The following is a 13,162-nucleotide window of genomic DNA, read 5'->3' on the forward strand; positions in this document are numbered from 1 at the left end:
GCAGGGGTCTACGCGGCGCTGGTGACGACCTCGTCGGAGATCGCTGCGGCGGCGCGGCGCAGGTGGCGGGTGATGCTCGCGGCGTTGAACCCTGCGGCGCTGCCGGAGACGGAGACCGCGGCGATCGCGCGGCCCTCGATCATGATCGGGACCGCCGCGCAAACGATGCCGAGCTGGGCCTCCTCGCGGTCGAAGGCGATGCGCTCGCTGTTGGCGCGGCGGAGCTCGGCGAGGAACTTCGCCGGGTCGCTGTGCGAGTGGCGGGTGCGCCTCACCAGGCCGGACTCCAGCACCGCCGCGATGTGGTTGCGGTCGCTGAAGGAGAGGATCGCCTTGCCGAGGGCGGAGCAGGCCGCAGGCGCGCGCCCGCCGACGTACGTGTCGGGCTGGATGCCGCCGCGTCCGGTGATCTTCTCCAGGATGACGATGTCGGTGCCTTCGAGGATGGCGAGGTGGACGGTCTTGCCGGTGGCCACGTAGAGCTCGGCCAGATGCGGCATCGCGGTCTCACGAATGCCCTGCGGGCGACAGATCTGCACCGCGTTGCCGAGCTCGAAGAGCCGGCGGCCGAGGACGTAGTGACGCCCGGTGCGCTCGACGTATCCGCTCTGCTCGAGATGACGCAGGAGGCGGAACGCCGTCGACTTGGGTAGGCCCGCGGTGCGCGCGATCTCGCTGACACCGAGCTTCGGGCCGGCTCCGAGAAATGCCTCCAGGATCTGGAGGGCCTTCGTCGCAGACGGGGTCGCCGAGGAGGTCGTCCTCGGGGCACCTTCATGGTCGTGCTGACTAGCCAGGGTGGGGATAGCAGAGACGCTCATGGGGGATCTCCTTTACTGAGCCGAAGACACACCACGATGGGGGGATCTGGGTGCCCCGGCTCTCTGTGACAGCAGTCACTGTAACGATCGTTCCGGAGGTTGTGGCGAAAATGTTGGATAAATCTCATTCCTGACCTGCGGAAATAGATGACACGGCACACATTTCGATGTGTTTTCGACCGTTAGCGTCGTAGATCGTCTGTGGATCTACGGTAGTAGGTCAGTGACTTATCTGTGTATGAAATGGCGTCGCCGTGACCAGTCTCGCCAGCAGGTCCGAGGTCGTGGCCGGTGGCATGCCAGCGCTGTCGAGCGCCTCGGCGAAGAGGAGTCCGTCTGCGATCGCGAGCATGAGCGTGGCCATCTCGTCGGCATGCGCCGCCCCGTTCTCGCCGAGGGCGCCGCGGAGCCAGTCGGCGAAGTCCGCCCGCGACTGGAGGCGTACGGCGAGGAACCGGTCCCGGCCGGGAAGCGGCTCGGACCGCTTGGGAAGCACGAGCATGAGACCGATCCGCAGGAACGGCGGCAGCCGGTGGAGGCTGGCCACGAGCGGCGTCAGCATCCGGGGGAGCTCGGTGGACCAGTCGCAGTCCGCGCGCGGCGGCCGCCAGGAGGACTGGGCGCTCTGCCAGGCGCGGTAGGAGTCGTCGACCGCCGCCGAGAACAGGTCGTCCTTGTTCGCGAAGTGCCAGTAGACCGAGGAGGCCGGGAGGCCGGCCGCGGCGCAGATCCGGCTGATCGAGGCGCCCTCGTAGCCGCTCTCCGCAGCGACCTCCAGCGCGGCTGCGACGAGCTTCTCCCGGCTACCGCTCCGACCCTCGTACGTCACCGGCGGCAGGTCCACGGCCTCCGGGGTCGCTGCCGGGTCCTGCTTGCGGAGGTGGTCCGCGATGGCGGCCAGGCCGTCGGCCAGCCGTTGCCGGAGCGGGTCGAGCTCGGCGTACTCATCGGTCTGGACGTGGATGAAGAGGCCGTCGTGGGCGGCGAGGGTCAGCCGGGCGAGGGTCTCGATGTGGGCGGGCGGAAGGTCGACGGCCCCGGACCACCACATCTCGAAGCCGGCCAGGGTCTGGGTGCGGATCTGGAGGAAGCGCTGCCGCGGACCGTCGCCGACCGTCGGCCCGGACTCGAGCGCGAGCATCAGACCCATCCGCCACCAGTCGGCGTTCGCGTCGCGGGTGTCCGACGTCGTCCGCCGCAGATTGGCCAGCAGCCCTTCGCGCAGGTCTCCGTCGGTCGGCTTCGACTCCCACCGCGGGACGCGCCCGTGCCAGCGGGCGTAGCCGTGCTCGAGCGCCTCGGCGAGCAGCTGGTCCTTGTTGGGGAAGTGCCAGTAGAGGGAGGACGGCGGCAGGCCGGTGGCGCGCCGAACCAGCGCCATCGTCGTGCCGACGTAGCCGCGCTCGGCCGCCAGCCGGAGGGCAGCTTCGAGGATCATCTGACGCGAACCCTGGGTGTGCTCGCGGAGCGCCTTCTCGACCATTGCACGGAGTCTAGGCAGGTCAGGGGCCGTTCGTCCGCTCGGTGTGCCGCTGGGTGGCCGCCGCGATGCGGGCCGCCTCGCCGCCCTCGGGGACAATGGGAGGCGATATGGCGAACCTCCTCAACCTCGAGCACGTCTCCAAGGCGTACGGCATCCGGCCCCTCCTCTCTGACGTCTCCCTCGGCATCAGCGCCGGTGAGCGGATCGGCATCGTCGGCCGTAACGGCGACGGGAAGACGACGCTGCTGCAGGTGATGACCGGGCTGGAGGAGCCCGACTCCGGCCGGGTCTCGCGCCAGCGCGGTCTGCTCGTGGGGTTCCTGCACCAGGGTGACCAGCTCGTCGACACCCACACCGTCCGCGAGGCGGTGCTCGGTGGGCGCTCGGACCACGAGTGGGCGGCGGTGCCTGCGCTGCGGGAGATCGTCGAGCAGCTCCTGGCCGGGATCGATCTCGACCGTTCCGTGATGGGGCTGTCCGGTGGTGAGCGTCGTCGCTGTGCCCTGGCTGAGCTGCTGCTCGGGGAGCACGACCTGATCGTGCTCGACGAACCCACCAACCACCTCGACGTCGAGGCCGTGGCCTGGCTCGCCTCTCACCTCGCCGCGCGCAGCTCCGCGCTGGTCGTGGTCACCCACGACCGCTGGTTCCTCGACGCCGTGTGCCAGTTCACCTGGGAGGTCCACGACGGTGTCGTCGATGCCTATGAGGGTGGTTACGCCGCCTTCGTGCTGGCGAAGGCTGAGCGGCAGCGCCAGGTCGCCGCCTCCGAGGTACGCCGCCAGAACCTGGTCCGCAAGGAGCTCGCCTGGCTGCGCCGCGGCGCCCCGGCGCGTACGTCGAAGCCGAAGTTCCGCATCGACGCCGCCAACCAGCTCATCGAGGACGTACCTCCTCCGCGCGACCGCTTCGAGCTGCAGAAGTTCGCCACCCAGCGGCTCGGCAAGGACGTCATCGACGTCGAGGACGTCGACCTGTTCCGCGGTGAGCGGCAGCTGCTGTCGCATGCCACCTGGCGGATCGGCCCGGGCGACCGGATCGGCATCGTCGGCGTCAACGGCGCCGGCAAGACCTCGATGCTGTCGCTGCTCGACGGCTCTCTGGCGCCAGCGGCAGGAAAGGTACGCCACGGCCGCACCATCGCGCTCCAGCACCTGACCCAGCAGCTCGACGACCTCGACCCGGACGCGCGGGTGCTGCCGACCGTCGAGTCGATCCGGCGCGTCACCAAGACGACCGACGGCCAGGAGCTCTCTGCGACCTCCATGCTCGAGCGCTTCGGCTTCACCGGCGACAAGCTCGTCACCCGCATCGGCGACCTCTCCGGTGGTGAGCGCCGCCGCTTCCAGCTGCTGCGTCTGCTCCTGACCGAGCCGAACGTACTGCTACTCGACGAGCCCACCAACGACCTCGACATCGAGACGCTCAACGTCCTCGAGGACTTCCTCGACGCCTGGCCGGGGACTCTGATCGTCGTCTCCCACGACCGCTACTTCCTCGAGCGCGTCACCGACTCCATCTGGGCGCTCCTCGGCGACGGCCAGATTTCCATGCTCCCGCGCGGCGTCGACGAGTACCTCGAGCGCCGCCTCCCGATCCCTGCCGAGACGTCGGCCCCGCAGACCGAGGCGTCGCCCGCGTCGGCCGAGACGTCGCCGGCGGGCGTGTCGAAGGCCAAGCCCGGATCTGCCGAGGAACGAGCGGCGAAGAAGGTCATCGCCCGGATCGACAAGCAGCTCGAGCGGATCGGCGAGCAGCAGCAGAAGCTCGAGCTCGCCATGGCCGAGGCGGTCAACGACTACACCCGGCTCGCCGAGCTCAGCGCCGAGCTCGACCAGCTCGCCGCCGAGAAGGACGAGCTCGAGATGGAGTGGCTCGAGGCGGCCGAGGCGTTGGAGTAGCCGCTCCGGAGCTGTAACACGTCGTTCGTGGCACTTCTCGCCCGATCGGAACGACCGGATAGTCGGTCGAACGACGTGTTACACGGTTTGCGGCCCGCGCAGACTCAGGCCGAGAAGGGGACCAGCAGCCGGCGCAGCAGGTCGGTGAGCTGGCTCTGCTGGTCGGCGGAGAGTCCGTCGAGAAACTCCCGCTCAGCCGCGAGCAGCGCCTCGAAGGCGCTGTCGACGGTCGCCTTGCCGTCGGGGGTGAGCCGGACGAGCACGCCGCGGCGGTCGGCGGGATCCGGGAGCCGCTCGACGAGGCCGCGCGAGGCGAGCCGGTCGACGCGGTTGGTCATCGTGCCGCTGGTCACCAGGGTCTCGCGCAGCAGCCGGCCGGGGGAGAGCTCGTAGGGGGCGCCCGCCCGTCGAAGGGCGGCGAGCACGTCGAACTCCCACGACTCGATCCCGGAGCTGGAGAACGCGTCGCGCCGAGCGAGGTCGAGGTGGCGCGAGAGGCGGGAGAGACGCGAGAAGATCTCGACGGGGCCCAGGTCGAGATCGGGCCGCTCGTGTGCCCAAGCCTCGCTCAGGTCGTCGACTTCGTCGCGCATGGCGTCGAGCCTAGCCCAAGTTCGCCTCATCGAGAATCTTGACATCGAGACAAGTCGGGAGGACGATCGGAATATCTTGACATCAAGAGAAATCGAGAGGACGTACGCCATGACCGCATGGGATCCCGAGCGCTATCTGACCTACTCCGATGAGCGCGGGCGGCCGTTCGTCGACCTGCTCCGTCGGGTCGCTGCCGAGCGTCCGGCGTCGGTGGTCGACCTGGGCTGCGGTCCTGGCAACCTGACTGCGCTGGCAGCGGCCCGCTGGCCGGAGGCCAGGGCCGTCGGGCTGGACTCCAGCGCCGCGATGATCGACAAGGCGCGCGCGACCGTCGACGGCGTCGACTTCGCGGTGGCAGACCTTCGTGACTGGGCCGACTCGGTGGCGCCCGGGTCTGTCGACGTACTCCTCGCCAACGCCACCCTCCAGTGGGTCCCGGGCCACCTCGAACTGCTCCCGGCGCTTGCCCGTGCGGTGGGCGATGACGGCTGGTTCGCCTTCCAGGTGCCGGCCAACTTCGACGAACCCAGCCACAGGCTGCGTGAGGAGCTTGCCGCCGAGGAGCCCTACGCCGAGCACACGCGCCACCTCGAGGCGCCGGGTTCGCACGATCCGGCCGACTACTTCGACGTGCTGGCGGGAGAGGGCTTCGAGGTCGACGCCTGGGAGACGACGTACCTGCACGTGCTGACCGGCGAGGACCCGGTCTTCACCTGGATCGCAGGGACGAGCCTGCGTCCCACCGCCGCTGCGCTGGAGAAGGCCGGCATGTTCGAGCCCTTCGCCGAGGAGCTCAAGAACCGTCTGGCACAGGCCTATCCGGTACGAAACGATTCCGTAGGAAACAGTTTCGTCCTGCTCCCGTTCCATCGCGTCTTCGTGGTCGCCCACAGGCTGGCGGCATGATGCGCATCCATCACGTACAGGTCGGCATGCCCGCCGGCCGCGAGGACGACGCCAGGACCTTCTATGCCGATGGGCTCGGGCTGGCCGAGGTGCCGAAGCCGGCCGAGCTGGCCAAGCGCGATGGCGCCTGGTTCCGATCGCCCGGCGGCGCGGAGATCCATCTCGGGGTCGAGGACCCGCACCGACCGCAGGCCAAGGCCCATCCCGCCCTGGCGGTCGAGACCGAGGCAGCGCTGGAGACGCTGGGGGAGAAGCTCGAGCGACTCGGCTTCGACGTCGACTGGAGCCAGCGTCACAACGCCGACGGATTCCAGCGCTTCCACGTCCGCGACCCGTTCGGCAACCGTGTCGAGATCGTCTGGCCGGTCGCCGTTTAGCACGAACTTCTGGTCCATGCAGGCGAAAACAGGAATCAGGCAAAAAGAACCGTAACGCCAACTGGTCTGGACCGTTGTCCCCCGGGGGATACAACAACGAGCCAGGAATGATGCCAGAAACGATGGAAGGCAAGACTTTGACTGACGACGTGACCGTCCCCCAGCCTCGGGACGCGGAGACGACGAGCGTGGTCAATCGAGTCCGCCGGGCTCAGGGCCAGCTCGGTGGCGTGCTCCGCATGATCGAAGACGGCCGCGAGCTCGCCGACGTGGTCGGTCAGCTCAAGGCAGTGACCAGGGCCCTCGACAAGGCAGCGTTCGCGCTGCTCTCCAACGAGCTGCGCCGTGCGCACGCCGATGGAGACCGGCCGGAGCAGATCGAGGAGCTCGAGAAGGTCTTCCTCTCCCTCTCCTGATCTCGGGCCAGGAGAGGGGAGGGGGTTACCGTCGGGTAACCTGACGGCCATGAGCCAGCTCTACGACCTCTGGAAGTCCTTCAACCGTGTCCCGGTTGTGGGCAAGCGAGCATTCTCGGTCGCGTTCGCGAAGAAGGCGCCGTACTTCGGGTCCATCCACCCGCTGGTCAACCAGCTGCGACCCAACTACGCCGAGGTCATCGTGCCCAACCGCAAGGGCAACCACAACCACATCGGGACCGTGCACGCCATCGCGCTGTGCAACGGTCTCGAGATGGCCATGGGTGCCCTTGCGGAGGTCACCATCCCCCGCGACAAGCGCTGGATCCCCAAGGGGATGACCGTCTCCTACACCGCCAAGGCGACCTCCGACATCACCTGCATCGCGGAGACCGACCAGGAGGACTGGGAGGCCGCCGACGGCGATCTCGCCGTCCGGGTCAAGGGCATCCGCGAGGACGGCACCGTCGTCATCGAGGGCACCATCAACCTCTGGGTGACCCCGAAGAAGAAGTAGAAGCAGATACACAACGGCCCGCCGCCCCGAGAGGGGCCGCGGGCCGTCGTCCTGTCCTTGACCGCGTCAGGCGTTACCGCCCGGCATGCCGGCTGCCGTAGCCGTCTGCACGTTCGGGTCCTCTGCATGGCCGACGGGGCCGGCGGTGTGACCCACGCGCCGCGTACGGGCCTCGACGAAGTTGGCCACGAGTCCGAGGATCGTATTGAGCGCGATGTAGATCAGCGCGACCACGAGGGCGGCGGGAATCAGGTTGTCGAAGTTGCCATCGAGCTTGTTGATCTGGTTGAGCAGCTCGCTGTAGGCGAGGATGTAGCCGAGTGCGGTGTCCTTGAGGAGCACCACGAGCTGGGCGATGATCGCCGGGAGCATCGCGCGCACCGCCTGCGGCAGCAGGATCGTACGCATCACCTGCCCGGGCGAGAGGCCGATGGCCACACCGGCCTCCGACTGTCCCTTCGGCAGGGCGTTGACCCCGGCCCGGATCACCTCGGCCAGCACGGAGCCGTTGTAGAGCATGAGCCCGAGGACGACTGCCCAGAACACGCTGGTGTCCAACCCGAGGGGCTGCTGCATGAAGTAGATGAACATCATCAGCAGCAGCATCGGGATCGCCCGGAAGAACTCCACGACCACGGCGCTGGGCACGCTGATGAACCGGCTCTGCGAGAGGCGGCCGACAGCGAAGACGAACCCGAAGGCGACGGCGAGCACGGCACCGACCGCGAAGGCGCTCAGCGTGCCGATGAGGCCCGGGATCAGGAAGTTCTCCCAGGTCTGGGACTCGAGGAAGGGCGTCCACTTGTCGGCTTCCCACTGACCGGTCGAGTCGAACTTTGAGTAGACGATCCAGGCGACCCAGGCGAGCGCCGCCAGGGCGACGGCGGAATAGACCAGGTTGAGAGCCTTGCCGCGCGGGCCGGGGGCGTCGTACAGAACTGAGGCGCTCATTATCGGATCACCGCGAATCGCTTGGACGCCCAGCCGGCGATGAAGCCGATGGGCAGGGTCAGGATCATGAAACCGGCCGCGAAGATGATGAAGATCAGCAGAATCTGGTCGGAGTTGCGCTCCATCAGGGCCTTCATCTGACCCGAGGCCTCGTTGACGAACGTCGCCGTGGTCACGCCGATGGTGACCGCGACCGTCGTGTTCTTGGTCATCGCGATCAGTACGCTGGCGAGCGGGTTGATCACCGACCGCAGTGCCTGCGGGAGGACGATCAGGCGAAGGTTCTGGGTGAAGGTCAGCCCGATCGCGCGGGCGGCCTCGGCCTGTCCGAGCGGCACCGTGTTGATGCCCGAGCGGAGCACCTCGCACACGAAGGTCGAGGTGTAGACGCTGAGCGCGAGCACGGCCAGCCAGAAGTTGTTGCGGTAGAGCAGCTCCTTGTCGAAGCTGACCCCGAGCTGGTAGCTCAGTCCGAAGAGCGTGAAGAACATGACCAGGGTCAGCGGGGTGTTGCGAAGCGTGTAGACGACGGCCGCGCCGACCCAGCGCAGCACAGGCACCGGAGAGACCCGGAACGTCGCGAGCACGACGCCGAGCAGCAGCGAGAAGATGCCGCTGAAGAAGGCGAGTCTCAAGGTCAGCCCGAACGAGGTCAGGATGGCTGACCCGCTCTCGGAGATGAGGTCCATTGGTCCTTCCAAATTTTCTTGCGCTGGACGTGCCGACGGGGCAGGAGAGCGGACTCCCCTGCCCCGCGGGTGACTCAGTAGCGGTCGACCGTCGGCGGTTCCGGCAGCTCGTAGCCGGACTCGCCCAGGTTGTCGTTGAACGCCTTCTCCCAGGCGCCGTCCTCGAAGGACTGCTCGATCAGGTCGTTGATCTTGTCGCGGTCCTCGCTGCCCTTGGGCAGGCCCACGCCGTAGTTCTCCTCGGAGAACGGCGCACCGACGATCTTGAACTTGCCCGGGTCCTGCTGGGCGTAGCCCGCCAGGATGATGTCGTCGGTGGTCATCGCGTCGAGCTGGCCGCCCTCGATCGCGGTGATGCACTTGCTGTAGGTGTCGAACTCCTGCAGCTGGACGCCCTTGGAGTAGTTCTCCTTGATGTTCTCCGCCGGGGTGGAGCCGGTGACGGAGCAGAGCTTCTTGCCGTCGAGGGTCTTCGGGCCGGTGATGTCGGTGTTGTCGGCGGCCACCAGGATGTCCTGACCGGCGACGTAGTACGGACCGGCGAAGTCGACCTCGGCCTTGCGCTCGTCGGTGATCGAGTAGGTCGCCAGGATCATGTCGACGGTGCCGTCCTTGAGGAAGGTCTCGCGGTTGGCGGAGACGGCCTCGACGAACTCGATCTGGTCCTCCTCGTAGCCGAGGCCCTCGGCGATGTAGGTCGCCATGTCGACGTCGAAGCCCGAGTAGGAGCCGTCGGCCTCCTTGAAGCCGAGGCCCGGCTGGTCGAACTTGATGCCGATCTTGATCTTGTCGCCGCCGGCGTCGGAGCCGGTGTCGTCGCCGCCACCACAGGCAGCGAGCGAGCCGGCGAGCGCGAGGGCGCCCACGGCCGCGGCGATCTTCTTGAACTTCATCGAATCCACCTTCTGGAATATGAGTGTTGGTGCGTTGCAGGGTTCGCGAGCTCAGCGGCTCACCCGAGACGTACGTTCAGTGCTTGAGGATCTTGCCGAGGAAGTCCTTGGCGCGCTCGGACTGCGGGTTGTCGAAGAACTCGGCCGGGGTGTTCGACTCGACGATCTGGCCGTCGGCCATGAAGACGACGCGGTCGGCGGCCATCCGGGCGAAGCCCATCTCGTGGGTGACCACGATCATCGTCATGCCCTCCTTGGCGAGGCTGACCATGACGTCGAGCACCTCCTTGACCATCTCCGGGTCGAGAGCGGAGGTGGGCTCGTCGAAGAGCATCACCTGCGGCTTCATCGCCAGCGCCCGCGCGATCGCGACGCGCTGCTGCTGGCCGCCGGAGAGCTGGGCGGGGTACTTCGCCGCCTGGGCGCCGACGCCGACGCGGTCGAGCAGCTTCTTGGCCTCGGCCTCAGCCTCGGCCTTCTTCAGCTTGCGCACCTTCATCGGGCCCAGCGTGACGTTCTGCAGGATCGTCTTGTGGGCGAAGAGGTTGAAGCTCTGGAAGACCATCCCGACCTCGGCGCGCAGCTTGGCGAGGCCCTTGCCCTCCGCGGGCAGCTCCTTGCCGTCGAGCTTGATCGTCCCGGAGTCGATCGTCTCCAGCCGGTTGATCGTGCGGCAGAGGGTCGACTTCCCGGAGCCCGAGGGCCCGATCACCACGACGACCTCGCCACGCTTGATCTCCAGGTTGATGTCCTGGAGCACGTGCAGGTCGCCGTAGTGCTTGTCGACATGGTCGAGCACCACCAGGGCGTCTCCCGAAGGTGCGCTGGTGGGTTCTGTGTCAAGCACGGTCATGCCGCAGACCTAACCACATCCTGCATTGCACATCCATGACTTGGTCCCCGGTATCGGTTACAAGCAGATAACCAACAAGATTCAGTACGTCGGCGCCGACCGGCGTCCGCGCTGGATTCCTCCGCGCGGCCCCTGCGGTCGTACGCTTGAAGGCGCTATGACTACGTCGATCGCCTCTGGCTCCGCAACGGCCCGTACGTACGAAGTCCGCACCTACGGCTGCCAGATGAATGTCCACGACTCCGAGCGCCTCTCCGGGCTGCTCGAGGACGCGGGCTACCTCAAGGCGAGCGAGGGTACGCAGGCCGACGTGGTCGTCTTCAACACCTGCGCCGTCCGGGAGAACGCCGACAACAAGCTCTACGGCAACCTCTCCCACCTGGCCCCGATCAAGGAGGCCAACCCCGACCTCCAGATCGCCGTCGGCGGCTGCCTCGCGCAGAAGGACCGGGCGACGATCACCGAGAAGGCGCCCTACGTCGACGTCGTCTTCGGGACCCACAACATCGGCTCGCTCCCGGTGCTGCTCGAGCGTGCCCGGGTGCAGGAGGAGGCCCAGGTCGAGATCCTGGAGTCCCTCGAGGTCTTCCCGTCCACGCTGCCGACCAAGCGTGAGTCGGCCTACGCCGCCTGGGTCTCGGTGAGCGTCGGCTGCAACAACACCTGCACGTTCTGCATCGTCCCGAGCCTGCGGGGCAAGGAGAAGGACCGGCGCCCGGGCGAGATCCTCGCCGAGATCGAGGCCCTGGTCGCCGAGGGCGTCAGCGAGGTGACCCTGCTGGGCCAGAACGTCAACGCCTACGGCGTGGAGTTCGGTGACCGGCAGGCCTTCTCGAAGCTGCTGCGCGCCTGCGGCGAGATCGAGGGGCTGGAGCGCGTGCGGTTCACGAGCCCGCACCCCGCGGAGTTCACCGACGACGTCATCGAGGCGATGGCCGAGACGCCCAACGTGATGCCGTCGCTGCACATGCCGCTGCAGTCCGGCTCCGACCGGGTGCTGAAGGCGATGCGGCGCTCCTACCGGTCCACCAAGTTCCTCGGCATCATCGATCGCGTCCGGGCGGCGATCCCGCACGCGGCGATCACCACCGACATCATCGTAGGCTTCCCGGGGGAGACCGAGGAGGACTTCCAGGCCACGCTCGACGTGGTGCGTGAGTCGCGGTTCTCGAGCGCGTTCACGTTCCAGTACTCCAAGCGGCCCGGCACCCCGGCGGCCGACCTGCCCGACCAGATCTCCCCCGAGGTGGTCAAGGACCGCTACGGCCGGCTCGTCGACCTCGTCAACGAGATCGCCTACGACGAGAACAAGAAGAACGTCGGACGTACGCTCGAGCTGCTGGTCGCCGAGGGCGAGGGCCGCAAGGACTCCTCGACGAACCGGCTGTCCGGCCGGGCCCCGGACAACCGGCTGGTCCACTTCGACGCCGCCGGCGTCGAGGGCGTACGTCCCGGCGACATGGTGAAGGTCGAGATCACCCGCGCGGCCCCTCACTACCTGATCGCCGACAACCCGGTGCTCGAGGTGCGGCGCACCCGTTCCGGCGACGCCTGGGAGGCGCGCCAGGGCCAGACCGAGCCCGAGACGCGTTCGGTGGGGCTGGGCATGCCGTCGGTCGGCGTACCCGCTCCGCTACCGGCGGCGCCGGCCTGCGGCTGATCATGCGGTGACGCGTTACCCCGACAGCAAATTCTCCGTAACGCCGTTCCATCGAGGGGTATTCCTGCTCTAGCCTGAGGCAACTCGTCTCAGGAAGGGATACCCCATGTCGATTCCCAAGCTGGCCAGCAGAGCAGCGGCCATGGGCGCGCTCGGTGTGCTCGTCGCTTCAGGTCTGGCGGCCGCGGCCCCCGCGTCCGCGATGCAGGCGGCCGCCGGTGGCGATGCCTGCTTCGACCCGCACGAGGTCGGAGCCGCCCGTGTCGCCGAAGGTGCCAAGCAGGTACGCGACACCAACCATCTGACCGCGAAGCAGGCCGACGCCAAGGAGAAGGCGCTCGCCGACGCGCTGGCGGCGAAGGGGAAGAAGGGTGGCGGCGCCACCCTCGGCCCGACGACCATCCCGACCTACATCCACGTCATCCAGGAGGACGCCACCACCGGCGCCGTCCCGCAGGCGAACATCGACGCCCAGATCGACGTGCTCAACGCGGCGTACGCGGGCACGCCGTTCTCGTTCGAGGTGGCCGGCCAGGACACCACGATCAACCCGGCGTGGTACCCGATCATCTCCGGCTCGGCCGGCGAGCGGGAGATGAAGTCGACGCTGCGCCAGGGCGGCGACAACGCGCTCAACGTCTACATCGGCGAGATCGACGACGGCCTGCTGGGCTGGGCGACCTTCCCGACCAAGAACATCTCGTCGCAGGACGGCGTGGTCATCCTGGCAGGTTCGCTGCCGGGCGGTGACGCGGCGCCGTACGACGAGGGCGATACCGCCACCCACGAGGTCGGCCACTGGCTGCACCTCTACCACACCTTCCAGGGCGGCTGTCACGGCAAGGGCGACCAGGTCGACGACACTCCGGCCGAGGCTGCACCCGCCTTCGGCTGCCCCGAGGGGTCCGACACCTGCACCGCTCCTGGCCTCGACCCGATCCACAACTTCATGGACTACACCGAGGACGCGTGCATGGACGAGTTCACGCCGGGTCAGGTGCAGCGCATGATCGACGGATGGGTGGCCTACCGCGCCTGATCTGATCAGGAGCCTCACCCACAGAAGCGCCGAGCGCCGGGTCCCTTGCGGGCCCGGCGCTC

Annotated in this window: 14 protein-coding genes; 7 read left to right on the top strand and 7 right to left on the bottom strand. The window is 67.9% G+C overall.

Annotated elements, in window-relative coordinates:
- Positions 1–8: 8 nt before the first annotated feature.
- Positions 9–821: an IclR family transcriptional regulator gene (locus tag G5C66_RS09020; RefSeq protein WP_165110623.1), complete on the bottom strand. Its 813-nt coding sequence runs from the start codon at positions 819–821 to the stop codon at positions 9–11.
- 220 nt (positions 822–1,041) lie between these two features.
- Positions 1,042–2,304, bottom strand: coding sequence for a TetR/AcrR family transcriptional regulator (locus G5C66_RS09025; protein WP_165110624.1), 1,263 nt, complete (start codon positions 2,302–2,304; stop codon positions 1,042–1,044).
- A gap of 95 nt (positions 2,305–2,399) precedes the next feature.
- Between G5C66_RS09025 and G5C66_RS09030 the strand changes: the two genes are divergently transcribed.
- On the top strand, positions 2,400–4,205 hold the full coding sequence (locus G5C66_RS09030) for an ABC-F family ATP-binding cassette domain-containing protein (protein WP_420901734.1): 1,806 nt from the start codon (positions 2,400–2,402) through the stop codon (positions 4,203–4,205).
- A gap of 104 nt (positions 4,206–4,309) precedes the next feature.
- On the opposite strand, the gene G5C66_RS09035 is transcribed toward G5C66_RS09030, so the two are convergent.
- Entirely contained in the window at positions 4,310–4,798 is a 489-nt protein-coding gene (locus tag G5C66_RS09035) for a MarR family winged helix-turn-helix transcriptional regulator (protein WP_165110626.1), read from the bottom strand.
- A 109-nt stretch (positions 4,799–4,907) separates the two neighbouring features.
- On the opposite strand from G5C66_RS09035, the gene G5C66_RS09040 reads away from it, so the two are divergent.
- The 4 genes from G5C66_RS09040 to G5C66_RS09055 all read left to right on the top strand — a co-directional run bounded on the left by G5C66_RS09040 (position 4,908) and on the right by G5C66_RS09055 (position 7,015).
- Positions 4,908–5,705: a methyltransferase domain-containing protein gene (locus G5C66_RS09040; protein ID WP_165110627.1), complete on the top strand. Its 798-nt coding sequence runs from the start codon at positions 4,908–4,910 to the stop codon at positions 5,703–5,705.
- Positions 5,702–6,082: a VOC family protein gene (locus G5C66_RS09045; protein ID WP_165110628.1), complete on the top strand. Its 381-nt coding sequence runs from the start codon at positions 5,702–5,704 to the stop codon at positions 6,080–6,082. The genes G5C66_RS09040 and G5C66_RS09045 overlap by 4 nt, the downstream gene beginning before the upstream one ends.
- Positions 6,083–6,231: 149 nt before the next feature.
- Positions 6,232–6,498 carry a metal-sensitive transcriptional regulator gene (locus tag G5C66_RS09050; RefSeq protein ID WP_008362591.1) on the top strand — a complete coding sequence of 89 codons (267 nt, stop codon included), beginning with the start codon at positions 6,232–6,234 and terminating at the stop codon, positions 6,496–6,498.
- Between the two features lie 49 nt (positions 6,499–6,547).
- Complete coding sequence (locus G5C66_RS09055; protein ID WP_165110629.1) at positions 6,548–7,015, top strand: hotdog fold domain-containing protein; 468 nt, start codon at positions 6,548–6,550, stop codon at positions 7,013–7,015.
- Positions 7,016–7,081: 66 nt separating this feature from the next.
- On the opposite strand, the gene G5C66_RS09060 is transcribed toward G5C66_RS09055, so the two are convergent.
- From G5C66_RS09060 to G5C66_RS09075, 4 genes are all read right to left on the bottom strand, one after another.
- Positions 7,082–7,966 carry an amino acid ABC transporter permease gene (locus tag G5C66_RS09060; protein WP_165110630.1) on the bottom strand — a complete coding sequence of 295 codons (885 nt, stop codon included), beginning with the start codon at positions 7,964–7,966 and terminating at the stop codon, positions 7,082–7,084.
- On the bottom strand, positions 7,966–8,655 hold the full coding sequence (locus G5C66_RS09065; protein ID WP_165110631.1) for an amino acid ABC transporter permease: 690 nt from the start codon (positions 8,653–8,655) through the stop codon (positions 7,966–7,968). The genes G5C66_RS09060 and G5C66_RS09065 overlap by 1 nt, the downstream gene beginning before the upstream one ends.
- 74 nt (positions 8,656–8,729) lie before the next feature.
- Positions 8,730–9,548 carry a glutamate ABC transporter substrate-binding protein gene (locus G5C66_RS09070; protein ID WP_165110632.1) on the bottom strand — a complete coding sequence of 273 codons (819 nt, stop codon included), beginning with the start codon at positions 9,546–9,548 and terminating at the stop codon, positions 8,730–8,732.
- Positions 9,549–9,624: 76 nt separating this feature from the next.
- Positions 9,625–10,401 carry an amino acid ABC transporter ATP-binding protein gene (locus tag G5C66_RS09075; protein WP_165110633.1) on the bottom strand — a complete coding sequence of 259 codons (777 nt, stop codon included), beginning with the start codon at positions 10,399–10,401 and terminating at the stop codon, positions 9,625–9,627.
- 157 nt (positions 10,402–10,558) lie between these two features.
- Between G5C66_RS09075 and miaB the strand changes: the two genes are divergently transcribed.
- Positions 10,559–12,061, top strand: coding sequence for a tRNA (N6-isopentenyl adenosine(37)-C2)-methylthiotransferase MiaB (gene miaB, locus G5C66_RS09080; protein WP_165110634.1), 1,503 nt, complete (start codon positions 10,559–10,561; stop codon positions 12,059–12,061).
- Positions 12,062–12,167: 106 nt separating this feature from the next.
- Positions 12,168–13,100: a zinc metalloprotease gene (locus tag G5C66_RS09085; protein ID WP_165110635.1), complete on the top strand. Its 933-nt coding sequence runs from the start codon at positions 12,168–12,170 to the stop codon at positions 13,098–13,100.
- The last annotated feature ends 62 nt before the right edge of the window (positions 13,101–13,162 follow it).

This window comes from Nocardioides turkmenicus (assembly GCF_011045035.1).
GTDB classification, from domain to species: domain Bacteria; phylum Actinomycetota; class Actinomycetes; order Propionibacteriales; family Nocardioidaceae; genus Nocardioides; species Nocardioides turkmenicus.